This window comes from Paeniglutamicibacter sp. ZC-3, assembly GCF_025847175.2.
GTDB lineage: Bacteria > Actinomycetota > Actinomycetes > Actinomycetales > Micrococcaceae > Paeniglutamicibacter > Paeniglutamicibacter sulfureus.
This window is the reverse complement of record NZ_JAOYTG010000030.1, coordinates 1-17,662: the sequence shown is the minus strand read 5'-3', so window position 1 is coordinate 17,662 and position 17,662 is coordinate 1. Positions and strand designations below refer to the sequence as shown.

Sequence of the window (17,662 nt, the reverse complement as noted above, 5' to 3'; positions counted from 1 at the left end):
GTCCGCGCCCAGGGGTTCCATTGCCCGTGCCGGACTGCGAGCCTTGTTTCATCGGGCATGCACACCGCACATTTCACGAGGAGGGGCCCACATGCGTCGAATCATCAATTCAACCTATGTCTCGCTCGACGGAGTCGTCACCAACCCGCAGCATTGGCCCTCCCTGCCGGACCCGGGCGATGAAAAGGCCACGATCCAGCAGGAGCTCATCGAACAGTGCGACGCGGTGCTGCTGGGGAAGGACACCTACCTGGGTTTTGCCGGGGTCTGGCAGGGACACTCGGGGGACGCGTTCACCGATCGCATCAACACCATGCAGAAGTACGTCGTCTCCACCACCCTTCGGGAAACCACCTGGGACAACACCGCCATCATCGCAAACGACGTCGCCGCCGGCATTGCGCGCATCAAGGTCCAACCGGGCAAGGACATCTTGACCTATGGATTCGGACGCCTCGCCGGCACGCTCATGGAGCATGGGCTGTTGGATGAGATCCGGCTGTGGATCCACCCGTTTTTCCTGGGCAATGCCGCCGAGGCAGGTCTTTTGATCCACCATACGGACGCGGCCCGGTTGCGGCTGAGCGGTTCACGGACCATGGCCAACGGCACCGTCATCCATTCCTACGCGGTGGAGAACGGTTCATAGCATCGGTTCCAACTGCCGGGATTCATGCAGAACTCCCACGCCCGCCCATCACCGACGTGCCGGATCACTGGATCGTCGATGTGAGATGCGACATGATCCGGCGCGCTCAACAGGAAATCCCACATCTCCGGCTGTTAGTCTCAAGGCCGTCCGAGCCATTCACGACCACCGGAAGACCGACAGTGCACCACGACCCCCAGAGTGATCCGCACCGCCTGACCCGACGCGGGCTGCTGTCCCTGGCGGTATTGGCCGCCGGAGGGGTCGCACTCTCTCCCCTGCATTCCCCCACCGAGGACCCGGTGGCTGTCCCGAAGCCGCAAACTCCCGCTCCGACCGCAAAGCCGACGCCCAAGCCGACGCCAACGGCCAAGCCCGGCCCACCGCCGTGGCGCCACCGCGATCCCTTGTTGACGACTCCGCTGAAACGGGCGGACAACACCCGCGGCGCCATTTCGAGCTTCAAGGGGGCCTTCCCGGCAATGAACGTCAAGGCCGTGGTTCCCCTGCCCGGGCTGACCTCGGCACCGGTCCCCTGGCTTGCGGTGTCAATCGTCGGACCGGTCAACCAACTGCAGATCATCAACCCCGATGCCGGGGCGCCAATGCACGTGGTGTCGATCCCCGGCAGCCACAACGGCGGGATCGAATCCCTGGTCTGGGACCGGGCCAGCAAGACTCTCTATCTGAGCACCAGTGGCAGCCTACTGTCCTGGAGCCCAGCCAGCCCCAGGCAGGTGCGCCGGGTCGCGGTGGTTCCCGGGGCGACGGTGCTCTACGAATTGCGCCTGGATTCGGTCGGAAACGTGTGGGGAGGCACCTATCCAAACGGTGCAACCTTTACCTACACCGCGGCGACCAAGAAGATCCGGGCCCACTCCCGCGTCGCGACCGACACCGATTACGTCAGACGCGTGGCCATCGGCCCCAACGACCAGGTCTGGGTCGGGACAGGTTCCCGCAACCCGCGGCTATTCACCTTCCCCGCAAGCCACCCCGGGCGCCGCACCGAGGTCCAGCTGCCCGACCCGATGCACAACGGCTTCATCTCCTCCATCGACGTGATCGGAAACCGCGTCGTGGTCACGGCCAGCGACATCACTGCTCAGTTGCTGCTGGACCCGGTCAGCAAGAAGTGGACGGGCAAGGTCGATCGGGTCTGGGGCGCCCGCCGCGCCTCGGCGGAAATCAAGGGCAGCGGACAGAAGCCGGCCCAAGGCGGCGGGCGCGCTTCGGCCCAGGTCAAGGGCGGCGGGCGCATCTTCAACATCTCCAAGGGAATTCTCTACGCGACGGACACCGCGACGTGGCGGGACACCAAGCTCGGTCCGGTAGGCACCAGTGCACCCCTGGCACTGCACGCCACCTCCAAGGCGGTGCTCGTGGCCAGCCAGATCCCCACGGGCCTGCGCCTCGAAACCTTCAACCTCGCCACCGGCAAGATCGACAAGGTGCGCACGGTTTCGCTCACCGACGGGGAATTCACGATCCAGTCGCTCATGGGGCACTCCGATGGAAAGGTGTATGTGGGCGGCTACATGGGTGACGGGCTGGCCGCGGTCAATCCCGACACCGGCGCACGCTGGCACTCCCCCGACGACGAAAGCCTCGTCAACCAGATTGAGGCCATGATCGAATTCGATGCCACGCGCAGCTACATCGGTTCCTACGGCTCGGCGGACATCATCAGCATGGACAGCTCAATGAAGGACAAGCCCGGGGGCTATGTGCGGCTTGAACGGCTGAGCCGCAAATACCACCAGTCCCGTCCGTTCGGCTGGGCCGTGAACTCACGCAACGTGTTCTTCGGCACCGTGCCGGACTACGGGCGGGCCGGCGGCGTGCTGGGAATGATCGATCCCCGCAGCAACAAAATCAGCTGGGTGCTCAACGGCGGCGGTGCCGGATTCGTCCGCGCCCACTCCATCATCGGCCTGGCAGCCGATGAGCGCTATGTCTACGGGACATCGTCGGTGCGCAACGGCTACGGCATCCCGGACACCAAGGGACCGGCCAAGGTCTTCAAGTTGGAAATCGCCTCGAAAAAGAAGGTCTGGGAAACCTCACCAGTCGCTTCTTCCGGTGCCCTCTATGCACCCAAGCTCATCGCCGGGTGGTTGGTGGTGGCCGACGTCGAGGGCCTGAACATCATCGATCCCGCCAACGGCAAACTCGTCCGGCGCCACCGCCTCACCCCGACTCGCAACGCCGCCCACCGCCCGGGATGGGCCAACGCCGACATCGCCCAGGTGGGCGACGGTTCCAAGCTCGTGCACAGCGCGACGGGCACCACCACGGTCGTGGATTTCCGCGCCGGCACCAAGGCGGTCATCGGGACCCCGAAGGGCAAGCAGCGCTTCGGTCCCCGACTGGCAGCCACTCCCTCGGGCAGGGTCTTTGGCTCCACCGAGAAGACTGTGCTGGTCGAACTCGACCTGCTCCCCCGCCCCGCAACGCCCACGACCAAGCCCGCGCCACCGGGGCCCTCGAAGGCACGACCACCGAAACCGGCACCAAGGCCAACACCGACCAGGGCACGGCAACCGAGTCCAACGCCCACGCCCTCACCGTAAGGCACTTCCGATCGGTCACACTCACGTTGGGGGCACAACTATGTACTACGCCACGTAGAATAAAAGCATGACCTCTCGTAAGACCTGGATCGCATATTTCGCGATCGATGTGGTCCTTGTCCTGATCTTCGCGTTGAGCGGGCGGGGCTCCCACCAACATTCATTGATCATTCTGGGCGTGCTCCAGACCGCCGCGCCTTTCCTGCTGGCACTGGCCGCACTGACGCTGCTCTCACGCCCCTGGACCAACCACTCGCGCATCTGGCCCACCGGCATCCTCGTATGGCTCGGCACCGTCGCCTTGGGGCTATCCCTGCGCGTGCTGTTTGGCGCCACCGCCGCGGTGCCGTTCATCATTGTCGCAACGATTGTTCTCGGAGTGTTCCTGGTGGGACGCAGGGTAGCCACAAACCTTATAGCGCGCCGCCGCGTGCGCACGCCAACTTCCTGAACTAGGCTCAAATCAAGTTCAGAAAACCACCGCCCATAACCATCTGGAGGTACCCACGTGGTCACTGCATTCGTCATGATCCAAACCGCTTCTGACAGCATTCCCGAGTGCGCCGAAAAGATTTCGGACATCGAAGGCATCTCCGAGGTCTACTCGGTCGCCGGCGACTGGGATCTCATCGCCATCGCCCGGGTCCGCCACCACGAAGAGCTCGCCGAAGTCATCGCCAACAAACTATCCAAGGTTCCAGGCATCACCGGAACCCAAACACATATTGCGTTCCGGGCATATTCAAGCCACGACCTGGATGCTGCGTTCTCCCTCGGTCTCGAATAGCCACACTGCCGGTCCCCAGCGCATGAAAAGTGGCGGGTGTGCCGCTTGCCTTGACGGAGGCAAGCGGCACACCCGCCACTGCATTTAACCACCGCCTTGGACCCGCTCGGGTTTCCGGGCGCGCTCCGCTCGACCTCGGTTGCGGAACCGCACGACCAGCGGTGACCGCCAAAGCCCGCACGCTCCTGCCCGAAAAACCACACGAGGCCCATCAGCGTCCGAAAAAGACATTCGTGGGAGCTGGCCAACAAATCGGGCGCGGGGCCCCTGAAACGGCACTGGCGCGCCTCCCATCCGTACAGGATGGAGGACGCGCCAGGCGGCGTGCAGATCCGCACGCAAGAATTCCTAGGCCGTCGCCTTGACCCATTTCTCCAGAACCAGCCGGGCGGATCCGGAATCGATCGACTCCGCGGCCTTCACGACCGCCTTCCCTAAGCGATCCTGGACGGAGCCGGAGGCATCCTGGTCAAAGGCCACCAACCCGGCCGCGGCGTTGAGCAAGACCGCATCGCGGGCAGGGCCGCGGACACCGTCAAGCACGTCGCGCACCACCTGCGCGTTGTGCTGGGCGTCTCCCCCGCGCAAATCGTCGAGCGTCACCCGGGCCATGCCGAGGTCCCGCGCATCGAAGCGCGACTCGGTGACCGTGCCGTCACGAACTTCCCAGACCCTGTTGTCGGCGGTCGTGGTCAGTTCATCCAGTCCATCCTCGCCTCGGAAGACCAACGCACGAACCCCCCGCGCGGCCAGCACCCCTGCCATCAGCGGAGCCATGCGCAGGTCCGCGCAGCCAATCGCGGATGCAGTCGGCCCGGAGGGGTTGGTCAGCGGCCCCATGAAATTGAATGCCGTCGGCACCCCCAGCTCGCGCCTGGGCACTGCGGCGTTCCGCATTGAGGGGTGGAAGATGTTCGCGAAACAGAAAGTGATGTTCGCGGTGTCCAAGACAGCGTTCAGGTTTTCGATGGGAACGTCGAGTCGCACACCCAGGGCCTCGAGCACATCGGCGGAGCCCGAGGACGAAGAGGAGGCACGGTTCCCGTGCTTCACGATTCGGGCCCCTGCCCCGGCACACACCAGGGACGACATCGTGGAGATGTTTATGGTGTTCTGTCGGTCACCCCCGGTGCCCACGATGTCCAGGCGTTCGCCCTCGACGACCAGCGGCCTGGCATTGGCGATCATCGCCTCCACCAGGCCGGTGAGTTCGGCAACGGTCTCACCCTTGGATCTGAGCGCAACAAGGAAACCGGCCACCTGCGCATCGCTGGCATTGCCCGTCATCACCTCGCCCATGGCCCAATACGCTTGGTCCCTGTCGAGATCGCCGCGGGCGATCAGCGCAGAGAGGATTGATGGCCATGTGGGGAACTTTGGGTCCGTTCGAATCGTTGACACGCCACTAGGTTATCTACGAATCGTAGAAAGTCTGAAATGTTAATCCCGCGTGTTTCCGCGGCTGTAGGCGTGAAGCGGTGAAATTTCCCGCCACGCGGGGCTCAATGCATTGGTGTCAGAGGTACTTTTATAGACATAATGGCTCTGTGACAACTGCGACTCATGCCCTAATTGCCCCGGCGCATCCTGCGCCGAACCGTCCCAACATGGTGTCGGTAGGAACTGTCGTCTGGCTTGCCAGCGAGCTGATGTTCTTTGCCGCGCTTTTCGCCATGTACTTCACACTCCGCGCTGCATCGCCGGAAATGTGGGCGACCGAAACCGAGAAACTCAACGTTCCGTTCGCACTTATCAACACGATCATCCTGGTCTCGAGCTCGTTCTCCTGCCAGTTGGGTGTCTTCCGTGCCGAGGATCTTAAGCCTCGCCGCACCGGCGGACTGTTCAACTTGAAGGAATGGGGAATGGTTGAATGGTTCGTCCTGACCTTCATCCTCGGTGCCATCTTTGTTTCCGTTCAGGCCTACGAATACACCGAGCTCATTGCTCACGGCATTGCCTTGAACTCCAACGCCTACGGTTCCGTGTTCTACATGACCACCGGATTCCACGGCTTGCACGTGGCCGGCGGACTCATCGCCTTCCTGCTGATCATCGGACGTGCGCTTATTGCACGTAAGTTCGGTCACTACGAGGCAACCGGTGCGATTGTCGTGTCTTACTACTGGCACTTCGTCGACGTCGTGTGGATCGCCTTGTTCGCGATCATCTACTTCCTGAAGTAGCGCAACCAACAACGTTGCCTACTTCGGCAACTTCCCCGTTCTAAGAAATAAGTGAGGAACCAGCAAGTGAAGGCTCTTTCGCAAAGGCGCCGCCATCCACTCGCCGCCGTCGCACTGCTGTTGATGGGCCTGCTCATCACTGGAGGCCTGTACATGGCCGCCGGCAGCGTCAACGAGGCCAAGGCGGCTACAGGATTCAGCGCAAGTGACATCGAGGAGGGCAACAAGCTCTTCGTCGCCAACTGCGCTACCTGCCACGGTTTGAATGCAGAAGGATCCGCTGACGGTCCTTCGCTGATTGGCGTAGGCGCCGCTGCAGTCGACTTCCAGGTCGGAACCGGCCGTATGCCGATGCAGATGCAGGGGCCCCAGGCTCAGGCCAAGCCGGTACAGTTCGATGACGCCCAGATCTCCCAGCTCTCCGCATATGTGGCCAGCCTGGGTGCCGGACCGGCAATCCCGTCCGAGGACATGCTTGATACATCCCATGGCAACTCTGCCGCAGGCGGTACGGTTTTCCGCGTGAATTGCGCAATGTGTCACAACGCCGCCGCTGCCGGCGGCGCACTTACGCGCGGCAAGTTTGCCCCGGCCCTGGCCGGTGTATCCGAGAAGCACATCTACGAAGCCATGGTTACCGGCCCGCAGAACATGCCCGTCTTCAACGACTCGAACATCACTCCCGAAGAGAAGCGTGACGTGATCACCTTCCTGAAGGAAGTCGAAGCCCAGGGTTCGCCGGGCGGCGCCAAGCTCGGTTCGCTGGGTCCGGTCGCTGAAGGTCTCTTCATCTGGACCGCTGGTTTGGGCATCATCATTGCCTTCACCATCTGGCTCACCTCGCGTCCTTCCTAGGTCGCTGGCGGCCCGTGCCGCCACATCACTACGTACTAATGAATCTTGAGAAAAGGATGAGAGACAACATGGGCGACCATAGTCACGGCAGTCCGGACGACTCGGGCACCGTTGCTAAGGCTGGCACGGGAACCCTGGAGAAATTCCAGGATCCCGGCCTTCCGCCGCATCGGAAGCGCTTGGCAGATACCGACCCGCATGCAGAGAAGCGAGCAGAGCGTCAGGTAGCGCTGCTGTTTATCATCTCCATCGTCGGAACACTGTCGTTCTTTATTGCTTACTTCGTTCTCGGACGTCCGGAAAACATCTCGGAAATCCGCGTACAGAACGCGATGCTCGGCCTTGGCACCACTTTTGCCATGCTCGGCATCGGTATCGGTATTGTCCACTGGGCAAAGACCCTGATGCCGGACCACGAGATTTCCGAAATGCGTCACGAGATCACCGCTGAGGCTGATCGCAAGGACGCCGAGGAGATCATCAACCAGGTGATCGAAGAGACGGGCATCAAGCGCCGTCCATTGATTCGAAACACCCTCATCGGCGCCATGGCATTGGCTCCGATTCCCGCGATCTTCATGTTCCGCGACCTCGACCGTTCCGGCAAGAACGCCGGCGAAATGGTCGAGCAGCTGCGCCACACGATGTGGGACACGGACGTTCGCCTGACCCGCGATCCCTCCGGAACCCCCATCAAGGCATCGGATGTGCAGATTGGTTCGGCTTTCCACGTCATTCCCGAGGGACTTGACGAAGCCGAGGACATGCTCAACGAGAAGGCCAAGGCCGTTGTCTTGCTGATGCGCCTGGATCCATCGAAGATGCAGGTCTCCGAGGGACGCGAAGACTGGCACGTGGACGGCATCGTTGCCTACTCCAAGATCTGCACGCACGTCGGTTGCCCCGTGGCCCTCTACGAGCAGCAGACGCACCACTTGCTGTGCCCGTGCCACCAGTCGACCTTTGACCTCACGCAGGAATGCAAGGTCATCTTCGGCCCGGCCGGACGCGCGCTGCCTCAGCTGCCAATCACGGTTGACTCCAATGGCTTCCTGGTCGCCCAGAGCGATTTCCAGGAGCCTGTTGGACCGAGCTACTGGGAGCGTGGCTAATCCATGAGCACCACAACTGAGTACACTCCGAAGACTTCCACCGGACGCATTGCCAACTTCGTCGACCAGCGTGTCGGCGGATCGGTGATCGTCAAGGAATTCGGTCGCAAGATCTTCCCGGACCACTGGTCCTTCATGTTCGGCGAGGTGGCACTGTACACCTTCGTCCTGCTGTTGATCTCCGGAACGTTCCTGACGTTCTTCTTCGATCCGTCGATGGCACACGTCATCTACAACGGTTCGTACAACCCGCTCAAGGGCATCGGCATGTCCGCCGCATACTCCACGTCGCTGGATATTTCCTTCGACGTGCGTGGCGGTCTGTTCATGCGCCAGGTCCACCACTGGTCGGCGATCCTGTTCGTTGCCGCCGTGTCGGTCCACATGCTTCGCGTGTTCTTCACCGGTGCGTTCCGCAAGCCGCGCGAACTGAACTGGGTTGTCGGCGGCGTGCTGCTGATCCTGGCGATGGCTGCCGGCTTCACCGGTTACTCCCTCCCCGATGACTTGCTCTCCGGCAACGGCCTGCGCATCATCGACGGCGTCATCAAGTCGATCCCGCTGGTGGGCACCTACATTTCGCTCTTCCTCTTCGGTGGCGAATTCCCGGGCACGGTCATCATTCCGCGCCTGTACTCCCTGCACATCATGATTGTTCCGGCGCTCCTGCTGCTCATGGTCGGCATCCACCTGTTCATGGTGGTCGTGCACAAGCACACCCAGTACCCCGGCCCGGGCCGCACCAACGACAATGTCGTGGGCTTCCCTGTCGGTCCGGTCTACGCTGCCAAGGCAGGCGGGTTCTTCTTCATCGTCTTCGGCATCGTGGCTGCGATCTCCGGATTGCTGACCATCAACCCGATCTGGAACTACGGCCCGTATGACCCCTCGCCGGTCTCCGCCGGCACCCAGCCTGACTGGTACATCGGCTTCGTCGATGGCGCCCTGCGACTGATGCCGGGCGTGTTGGGCAACTTCTCCTTCGAGTGGCTCATCCCGTTCCCGTGGGGTACCAACACCCTGACGCTGAACGTCCTGATTCCGGCTCTTATCCCTGCCGGCATCATGTTCACGATCATGTTCGCATGGCCGTGGATCGAAAGCTGGGTCACCAAGGACAAGCGCGAACACCACCTGTTGGATCGCCCGCGCAACGCCCCGTTCCGTACGGGCATGGGTGTTGCAGGCGTCGTTTCCTACTGCGTGATGTGGGCAGCGGCCTCCTCCGACTTGATCGCCACCCACTTCCACGTGTCGTTGAACGACGTCACTTACTGGTTGCGAGTGCTGTTCTTCCTCGGCCCGATCCTCGGCTTCATCGTGGCCCGCCGCATCGCACTGTCGCTGCAGCGCAAGGACCGCGAGATCGTATTGCACGGTCGCGAAACCGGAATCATCGAAATGTCGCCGGAAGGCACCTTCTCGGAGCGCCACGAGGCGCTGGATGTCTACAAGCTGCACCAGCTGGTCAACTACGAGGACCGCAAGGTCATTCCGGCCCAGCCGAACGCGGCCGGCCACATCAGCGGCAGCGAAAAGCGCCGCGGCGCCCTGTCCAAGTTCTTCTTCGAGGATCGCGTAGCCCCGGTTACGCCTTCCGAGTTGGCAGCAGTGCATGCCGAACATGGACACGGACCGGCAGAAATCGAAGGTTCCTCCACGGAATCCATCGAAAAGTAGTATCTGCCAGGACTTCATCCTGACTGCGGGGCCCACCATTTGGTGGGCCCCGCAGTGTTTAACCCGCAGTTGCCCAGCCCGTCGCCGCCGGCGACGAGCTCCGCGGGACCGCAAGGCCTTCCCCCGTCCGCCAGCCGTCGGCCCGTTACTCGCGCCCGACAACAGGGCAGTCACCGACGCCACGCGCAGAAGCGTGGCCAACGTCGTAAGCCCGGAATCGGGCATACACGGGCCGATCCCGGTGCAACAATGGATGTGGGCATGCGGCGGTATATGCCACCGTTGAAATCGGCCACTCACGTCGCCGTGCTGCCAGCCCCCAGACGGCAACTCTACGATTCCAGGTGGACACCATGGAAAAGGCAAGCATCCGCTACATCGTCGATGACGTTTCCTCAGCCGTCAATTTCTACGTAGACCTTCTCGATTTCAGCGTGGACCTGTACACACGGGCCCGGGCTTCGCGATCCTGGGACGGGGGGCCTTGCGGCTGATGCTCAGCGCCCCGGGCGGCACGGATGAACACGGTGTCCCGGGCGGCGCTGGCCAGGCCATGCCGGACGGCGCGATGCCCACACCCGGAGGATGGAATCGCTTTTCACTGCTGGTGGAGGACCTCACCGCTGAAATGGAACGGCTCGTGGCCGCAGGCGTGCCACTGCGCTCGAATGTGATCACCGGTGCCGGCGGCAGGCAGTTGCTGCTGGAAGACCCCTCGGGGAACCTGGTGGAACTCTTTGAACCGTCTTCGACAGCGGCTTCCGGCACTACACCGGAACAGCCCGCACCCTAGACGGTCCCGCTCCCCCGAGGCGTTCGTCGGCCGCACCAACACAGCGCTCCGCGCACCGGCATGTCGTGCCGATGTTGCCAGGTGCATACGCACGGCCGCTTGGACGCCCTCCAGGCCGCTGGGAGGCGTTCCCGGGCGCTGGACTACCGCACGGTGCTGTAGCGCGGACTGCGGGTCCCCTGGCGCTGCAGCGGGACAAAGAGCTTGTAGCGGTCGGAGCGATAGAGGGAGATCGAATAGTCGACGAGCACCTCACCGACAAATGCGTATCGGGTGATACGCAGCAAGGGGAAACCCACCTCGACCTTCAGGAGCCCGGCGTGCTCGCTGGTCGCCGCCGTGCTTTCGATCTGGTCCTCGCCCCACTCCAGCACCAAGCCGTAGCGTTCATTCAGCGACTGGTACAGGGAAATGGGCGGGGGGTCGTTGAGGAACCCGGGTACCAACGCGCTGGGCATGAAGTTCTCATCGAGGCTCATCGGCTTGCCATCGGCCAGCAGGAGACGGCTGAAGCGGATCACGGGCTCGCCCTCGTCGATCTCCATGTGGCGCGACAGGCTGCTGGTAGCCGGCGACTCCTCGAAGCGCAGCACATGCGCATCGGGGACCATGCCGCGTCGGATCATTTCCTCGCTGTAGGAGTTCAAGCGGATCTGCAGGTCCAGCTTGGGGTGCGCCACGAACGTCCCGACGCCGACCACCCGCTTGAGCACCTGGTCCTCGACCAGCGAGTCGATGGCCTGCCGCAGGGTCTTGCGGGCCACACCGAATTCCTCGGCCAGCTCGCGCTCGGGTGGAAGCCGGTATCCGGGCTGACAGACCGTGGTTGCGTGGGTACGCAGGATCTCGCGAATCTGCCGGTACTTGCTCACGGGCGAATCGCCATCGATCAGGCCATGCACCTTGGGCTGCGGCGCGTAGGGTTTCACATTTGCTCCAGTGTCGGTGGGCCGGCTTCCGGCCCCTCTGGTTTCCATTCTCCCGCATTCCTGGGCCATGGCTCTTAAAAAGCGGAAGCGGTGCTTCTCTCCCCGCGAGGGGAAAGAAGCACCGCTTCCGCCGATGCACTTCGGGTGTTACATGCCCGGGTTAGTGGGCGTGGTCACCGCGGCTGTACTCGTAGACCCAGCCAACCAAGCCGATGATCGTGAGGCCAACGCCGATGTACAGGACCCAGAAGCCCAGGGCCAAACCGGCAAAACCGATCGCGGCACCCGTACCGAGTGCCAGCGGCCACCAGCTCCACGGGGAGAAGAGGCCAACGGTGCCGGCGTTCTCGTGGATCTCGCCGTCAAGACGGTCCTCGGGACGGGGACCAACGCGACGGGAAGTGTGCAGCAGGTACCAGCCGATCATGATGCACATGCCAGAGAGCATGAACAACGCCAGGTAGCCTACGTGTTCTTCCCAGTTGGTCATGATGCCGTACACGATCGCCACCGGGGTGAAGAAGAAGATGCCGCCCAGGAAGAGCCAAGTTTCAATTTTCATCTCTACAGGTCCTTCTGGTCTGCCGGGCCGAAGATCTTGGCCACCGGGGTCTCCGGGGTCGAGCGGGCGCTCAGTTCCGGGTGGTGGAGGTCAAGAGCCGGACGCTCGGAGCGGATACGCGGAATCGAGTGGAAGTTGTGGCGCGGCGGCGGGCAGGAAGTTGCCCACTCCAGCGATGCACCAAAGCCCCACGGATCATCCACGGTAACCTTCTTGGCGTTGCGGTGCGTGGTCCAGACGTTCCAGAAGAACGGGATCATCGACATGCCCAGGATGAAGGCGAACACGGTGGAGAACTGGTTCATGGTAGTGAACCCGTCTTCCGGCATGTAGTCGGCGTAACGTCGCGGCATGCCGATGACGCCCAGCCAGTGCTGGATCAGGAACGTGCCGTGGAAGCCCACGAACAGCATCCAGAAGTGGATCTTGCCAAGGCGCTCGTTGAGCATCTTGCCGGTCCACTTCGGCCACCAGAAGTAGAAGCCTGCGAACATCGCGAAGACCACGGTTCCGAAGACCACGTAGTGGAAGTGTGCCACCACGAAGTAGGTGTCCGAGACGTGGAAGTCCAGCGGCGGGGCCGCGAGGATGATGCCGGTCAGGCCACCGAAGAGGAACGTCACCATGAAGCCGATGCTCCAGAGCATCGGGGTCTCGAAGGTGATCGAGCCTCGCCACATGGTGCCGATCCAGTTGAAGAACTTCACGCCGGTCGGAACCGCGATCAGCATGGTCATGAAGCCGAAGAACGGAAGCATGACGGAGCCGGTGACGTACATGTGGTGGGCCCACACGGACACGGACAGCGCAGCGATCGAGATCGTTGCGAAGACCAGGCCCTTGTAGCCGAAGATCGGCTTGCGGGAGAAGACCGGGAAGATCTCGGAGACGATGCCGAAGAACGGCAGCGCAATGATGTAGACCTCCGGGTGTCCGAAGAACCAGAAGAGGTGCTGCCAGAGGACGGCACCGCCAGCTTCCGGGTCAAAGACGTGCGCCCCGAACCGGCGGTCCGCGCCGAGCGCGAACAGTGCTGCTGCCAGCGGCGGGAATGCCATCAAGACCAGGATCGAGGTGATCAGCGCGTTCCAGGTGAAGATGGACATGCGCCACATGGTCATGCCCGGTGCACGCAGGCAGATGATGGTGGTGATGAAGTTGACGGCGCCAAGGATGGTGCCGAAGCCCGAGAGCGCGAGGCCGAAGACCCAGAGGTCTCCACCCACGCCGGGGCTGAAGGTGGTGTTCGACAGCGGCGCGTATGCGAACCAGCCGAAGGACGCCGCACCCTGCGGGGTCAGGTAACCTGCCAGCGCAATGGTGGAACCGAAGGAGAAGAACCAGAAGGCCAGCGCGTTCAGGCGCGGGAAGGCCACGTCGGGTGCGCCGATCTGCAGCGGCATCATGACGTTGGTGAACCCTGCAAAGAGCGGGGTTGCAAACATCAGCAACATGATGGTGCCGTGCATGGTGAACAGCTGGTTGTACTGTTCCTTGGTCTGCAGGATCTGCATGCCCGGTTCAAACAGCTCGGCACGGATGACCAGGGCCATCACGCCGCCGATGCAGAAGAAGACGAACGAGGTGATCAGGTACATGTACCCGATCGTCTTGTGGTCGGTGGAGGTGATCCAGTTGACGAAGATCCGTCCCTTGGAAATCGGTACCACGCGCGGTGCGAGGGTCTTGACCTCATCGGTTGCGTATTCGTAAGTAGTCACGATGGATTACTCCCCTTCCGATGCGTGGGCCGAAACCTGGTTGACCTCGCCCGGCTTGCGGTCCTGTTCCTCACCGATGTGGCCGTCCTTCAAAGTGGCCAGGTGGTTCAGGAATTCGGCTTCGGACACTACCTGCACGTTGAAGAGCATCTCCGAGTGGTATTCACCGCAGAGCTCCGCGCACTTGCCGTCGAATCGTCCTTCGACCTGCGGCGTGAGGTAGATGTAGTTGGTCTTGCCCGGAATCATGTCGAGTTTCTGCAGGAATGCAGGAACCCAGAACGAGTGGATGACGTCGCGGCTGTTCAACTCGAGCGTGACGGATTTTCCAACAGGGAGGTACAGGGTGGGCAGAGTTTCCTCGACGCCCTCTTCACCGGTCAGGTGTGCCTGAACGGTGGCATCGTACTTTTCCTGGCCCTGGTAGGTGTAGTTGTAGTCCCATGCCCACTGCTTGGCACGGACATCGACCACGAGCTCGGAATCCACCTGGGTGTTGATTGCCTTCTCGGTGCTGTCTGAGAACGTGAAGAACGTCAGGACAAGCACGAGCGGCACGGCCGTGTAGAAAATTTCGATTGGCAAGTTGTAGCTGAGCTGGCGCGGGAAGCCAGTGTCATTCTTGCGGCGGCGGTAGGCGATGATGCACCAAAGCATCAGGCCCCACGTCAAGATACCGATCAAAAGTACGGTAATCCACGAGTTGACCCAGAGATCCTGGATCATACCGGTGTGGTTGGTGGTGTCACGTTCGACGTTTGGGAGCCAACCTCGCTGGACTTCCGCTGAACATCCCGTCAACAACAACGCGCCGGCGCCAGCAATCGCCATGACTTTGGCTCTGCCTTTGCGGCGGCTGCTGGTTCGGTCTTGCGAACTCACAGACGGCCCTTCCTCTTTGTTGGTGCTGAATGAGTCTTCGACACCCAGCGGCCGGACTCAAGTGAATCAACGCTGATGAGGTCGAAGAAAACCATAGTTTTACTACTTATCGTAGAGCTTACCCTCTCGGGCATGCGAATGCCGACCAAAACACCGCCCAGGGACGAAGATGTCTCAACGTATGGGCGGTGCATTTGGTTCCGACTTAGTGGAAGGAATCTCCACAGGCGCAAGAGCCCCCGGCGGACGGGTTGTCGATGGTGAAACCCTGCTTGGAGATGGTGTCTTCGAAGTCAATCGAAGCTCCGTCCAGGTAGGGAACGCTCATCTTGTCGACAATGACCTCGACGCCGTCGTAGTCCTTTACGGCGTCGCCCTCCAGCAGGCGCTCGTCGAAGTAGAGCTGGTAAATCAGGCCCGAACATCCCCCTGGCTGAACGGCGACGCGCAACCGAAGATCGGTGCGGCCTTCCTGTTCAAGCAGTGAACGGACCTTTTCTGCTGCGACCTCCGACAGCTTGACCTCGTGGCTCGGAAGCTCGGTCGGGTCTGCGGTGGTCTCGTTGGCTGCAGTTGTCATGCGTGATCCTCCATATACTGCTCACTTGGGCTACGCCTCAAGCGCGGCCCCTCACCTTCAATGGTACGACGAGACCGCACGTACTGGCGCAGCGACGCCGCCCGGACCTTATAGCCCGTGGTTGTTCAAGCGTGCCAAGAGCAGCGCCTCGGCCAAAATTGCGTGACGGAAATCGCCCAGGTGCAGCGACTCATTGGCCGAATGCGCGCGGGAATCCGGGTCTTCGACGCCGGTCACGAGGATCTGCGCGGCGGGGAAGATCTCGAGCAGGTCGGAGATGAATGGAATGGATCCGCCGATGCCGGTTTCAACCGCCGGAACTCCCCACGCTTCCCCCAGCGCCCACAGGCTAGCTTGCGCGGCCGGGGCCGAGGTGTCGGTGGAAAAGGACTGCCCGGCCTCGTCGGCTTCAAAGGTCACTTGGGCTCCGCGCAGGTCCTGGCCCATGATGTGCGCGCGCAGCGCGGCAACCGCCGACTCCGGGTCCTGCCCGGGGGCGATGCGCAGGCTCAGCTTGAATCGCGTGGAAGGCAACAAGGTGTTTGAAGAAATCGCAACCGAGGGGATGTCCATCCCGATGATCGAAAGGGCCGGCTTGTTCCAGAGCCTGTCGGCAATGTTGCCGCTGCCCGCCAACTTGACCGAGTCCAGCACCGAGGAATCCGCCCGGAACGAGTCCTCGGGGTAGTCGACGACCGCACGCTCGTGGGTGACCAGGCCCTCGATGGCCACGTTGCCCTCGGCGTCATGGAAAGTGGAAATCAAGCGAGCTGCCAGGGTGGGAGCATCGAGCAGGGGCCCGCCAAACATGCCCGAGTGCACCGCATGGGCCAGGGCGCGGACTTCCACCACTCCCCCGACCATGCCGCGCAGGGAAGTGGTCAGCGCCGGGACCCCCACCTTCCAATTGCTGGAGTCGGCGACCACGATGACGTCCGCCTCCAGGCGATCGCGGTGGGTCTCCAGGAACCGGCGGAAGCTGGGCGAACCGGCCTCTTCCTCGCCTTCGAGGAAGAAGGTGACACCCAGGCCGAAGTCGGCAACGCTGTCCAGCACCGCGCGCAGGGCGGCAATGTGCACCATGATGCCGGCCTTGTCATCGGCCGCTCCGCGACCATACAGCCGGCCATCGATCTCGGTGGCTTCAAAGGGCTTGGTGTCCCAAAGGTCCTCGTCGCCCGGAGGCTGCACATCGTGGTGCGCATAGAGAAGGATGGTCGGCTTGCCGTCGCGGGCCGGGCGATTGGCCACGATAGCGGGGCCCCCGGGCACTCCTGCTGGGGTGGGAACGCGGAGGATTTCGACATTTTCCATGCCGGCTTCGCGCACCAGCTGCGCCACTGCCTCGGCGCTTCGGTCCAGTTGGTCGGGGTCGAATGATTCCCAGGCAATGCCGGGGATGGCCACCAGCCTGCCGAGTTCGGAGACGATGCGATTGAAATCGGTATCTACGTGTGCGCTCAGGGACTCGCGATCCACGCCGAATGATGCCGGGGCGGCGGTGTTCTTGGTAGTCATGGGAAAAAGCCTACAACCGCGCCGTGCGCCGAATGACGATGGCGTGCCGGGTGCAAGCTAGACTGGAAAGGTGTTTGGACGCAAGAAAGATCAGGCAGCTTCCGTAGAAGCGCCCACAGAAGAGACCACAAAGCCCGCCGGCAAAAATGCCCCGACCCCAAAGCGCAGTGCGCAGCAGGCGCAAAACCAGCGCCCGTTGGTACCCACCGACCGCAAGCTTGCGCGCGCGGCCGAGCGCAACCAGCGCCTGGAGGCCCAGAACCGCATGCGGTTGGCCAATGAGACCGGCGACGAGCGCTTCATGGCAGCCCGTGACCAGGGACCGCAGAAGCGCTTTACCCGCGACTACGTGGACCGCCGCTTCATGGTCGGCGAATACCTGATGTTTGCCGTCTTCGCTTTCCTGATCGTTTCGCTGACCCTCTCGAGGTTCCCGGCGGTCCAGGTTTACATCACCTTTGCACTCTGGATTCTGGTGGCACTCGTTGCCGTCGACGCCTTCATCATGTCGCGCGGACTGAAGAAGGGGCTGATTGCCCGCTTTGGCTCGGTCGAACGCGGCGTGACCTACTACGGCATCATGCGCGGACTTCAGTTCCGCAAGTTGCGCCTGCCCAAGCCGCAGGTGCGTCGCGGCGAGGATCCGCGCTAACAATACGCACACGCGTTCAAGATTCCACACCAAGGCGTGTGGCACCCCCGGGGAATGGATTCCCGGCATCCCCAGCCGGTTGGTCACCGGCTACGCCCCCGACACCCCCACCGGGGAGTCGATCGCCGGACAGAACGGCTCTGAACTGGATGAGTTCTCCGTCAGTTCGCGCAACGCCCACGC

The 17,662-nt window shown here is 62.4% G+C and carries 17 protein-coding genes; 10 read left to right on the top strand and 7 right to left on the bottom strand.

Annotation, left to right across the window (positions count from 1 at the left end):
- Positions 1-91 precede the first annotated feature (91 nt).
- From OIU93_RS19690 to OIU93_RS19675, 4 genes are all read left to right on the top strand, one after another.
- Complete coding sequence (locus OIU93_RS19690) at positions 92-649, top strand: dihydrofolate reductase family protein (protein ID WP_264271751.1); 558 nt, start codon at positions 92-94, stop codon at positions 647-649.
- A gap of 182 nt (positions 650-831) precedes the next feature.
- Complete coding sequence (locus tag OIU93_RS19685; RefSeq protein WP_264271750.1) at positions 832-3,222, top strand: hypothetical protein; 2,391 nt, start codon at positions 832-834, stop codon at positions 3,220-3,222.
- Between the two features lie 67 nt (positions 3,223-3,289).
- On the top strand, positions 3,290-3,673 hold the full coding sequence (locus OIU93_RS19680) for a DUF3054 domain-containing protein (RefSeq protein WP_264271749.1): 384 nt from the start codon (positions 3,290-3,292) through the stop codon (positions 3,671-3,673).
- Positions 3,674-3,730: 57 nt separating this feature from the next.
- Positions 3,731-4,009 carry an Lrp/AsnC family transcriptional regulator gene (locus OIU93_RS19675; protein ID WP_264271748.1) on the top strand — a complete coding sequence of 93 codons (279 nt, stop codon included), beginning with the start codon at positions 3,731-3,733 and terminating at the stop codon, positions 4,007-4,009.
- Between the two features lie 348 nt (positions 4,010-4,357).
- Here the strand turns inward: OIU93_RS19675 and trpD are convergent, their stop codons facing one another.
- Positions 4,358-5,410: an anthranilate phosphoribosyltransferase gene (trpD, locus tag OIU93_RS19670; RefSeq protein WP_264271747.1), complete on the bottom strand. Its 1,053-nt coding sequence runs from the start codon at positions 5,408-5,410 to the stop codon at positions 4,358-4,360.
- 146 nt (positions 5,411-5,556) lie between these two features.
- On the opposite strand from trpD, the gene OIU93_RS19665 reads away from it, so the two are divergent.
- The 5 genes from OIU93_RS19665 to OIU93_RS19645 all read left to right on the top strand — a co-directional run bounded on the left by OIU93_RS19665 (position 5,557) and on the right by OIU93_RS19645 (position 10,635).
- Complete coding sequence (locus OIU93_RS19665) at positions 5,557-6,195, top strand: heme-copper oxidase subunit III (RefSeq protein WP_336245038.1); 639 nt, start codon at positions 5,557-5,559, stop codon at positions 6,193-6,195.
- 66 nt (positions 6,196-6,261) lie between these two features.
- The gene (locus OIU93_RS19660) at positions 6,262-7,050 is read left to right on the top strand and encodes a c-type cytochrome (RefSeq protein ID WP_264271745.1); all 789 of its coding nucleotides are present in this window, start codon (positions 6,262-6,264) and stop codon (positions 7,048-7,050) included.
- Between the two features lie 68 nt (positions 7,051-7,118).
- Entirely contained in the window at positions 7,119-8,162 is a 1,044-nt protein-coding gene (locus OIU93_RS19655; RefSeq protein ID WP_264271763.1) for a ubiquinol-cytochrome c reductase iron-sulfur subunit, read from the top strand.
- Between the two features lie 3 nt (positions 8,163-8,165).
- On the top strand, positions 8,166-9,842 hold the full coding sequence (locus OIU93_RS19650) for a ubiquinol-cytochrome c reductase cytochrome b subunit (RefSeq protein ID WP_264271744.1): 1,677 nt from the start codon (positions 8,166-8,168) through the stop codon (positions 9,840-9,842).
- Positions 9,843-10,335: 493 nt separating this feature from the next.
- Positions 10,336-10,635 (top strand): VOC family protein, encoded by a 300-nt coding sequence (locus OIU93_RS19645; RefSeq protein WP_264271743.1) that lies wholly within the window; start codon positions 10,336-10,338, stop codon positions 10,633-10,635.
- 143 nt (positions 10,636-10,778) lie between these two features.
- On the opposite strand, the gene OIU93_RS19640 is transcribed toward OIU93_RS19645, so the two are convergent.
- From OIU93_RS19640 to OIU93_RS19615, 6 genes are all read right to left on the bottom strand, one after another.
- Entirely contained in the window at positions 10,779-11,564 is a 786-nt protein-coding gene (locus tag OIU93_RS19640) for a GntR family transcriptional regulator (protein WP_264271742.1), read from the bottom strand.
- Between the two features lie 160 nt (positions 11,565-11,724).
- Positions 11,725-12,126: a cytochrome c oxidase subunit 4 gene (locus OIU93_RS19635; protein ID WP_264271741.1), complete on the bottom strand. Its 402-nt coding sequence runs from the start codon at positions 12,124-12,126 to the stop codon at positions 11,725-11,727.
- Between the two features lie 2 nt (positions 12,127-12,128).
- Entirely contained in the window at positions 12,129-13,847 is a 1,719-nt protein-coding gene (gene ctaD, locus OIU93_RS19630) for a cytochrome c oxidase subunit I (RefSeq protein ID WP_264271740.1), read from the bottom strand.
- 6 nt (positions 13,848-13,853) lie between these two features.
- Entirely contained in the window at positions 13,854-14,729 is an 876-nt protein-coding gene (gene coxB / locus OIU93_RS19625; protein ID WP_264271739.1) for a cytochrome c oxidase subunit II, read from the bottom strand.
- Positions 14,730-14,934: 205 nt separating this feature from the next.
- Complete coding sequence (locus tag OIU93_RS19620; protein ID WP_264271738.1) at positions 14,935-15,309, bottom strand: iron-sulfur cluster assembly accessory protein; 375 nt, start codon at positions 15,307-15,309, stop codon at positions 14,935-14,937.
- Positions 15,310-15,417: 108 nt separating this feature from the next.
- Positions 15,418-16,827: a dipeptidase gene (locus tag OIU93_RS19615; protein ID WP_264271737.1), complete on the bottom strand. Its 1,410-nt coding sequence runs from the start codon at positions 16,825-16,827 to the stop codon at positions 15,418-15,420.
- 70 nt (positions 16,828-16,897) lie between these two features.
- Between OIU93_RS19615 and OIU93_RS19610 the strand changes: the two genes are divergently transcribed.
- Complete coding sequence (locus OIU93_RS19610; protein ID WP_264271736.1) at positions 16,898-17,479, top strand: DUF3043 domain-containing protein; 582 nt, start codon at positions 16,898-16,900, stop codon at positions 17,477-17,479.
- The last annotated feature ends 183 nt before the right edge of the window (positions 17,480-17,662 follow it).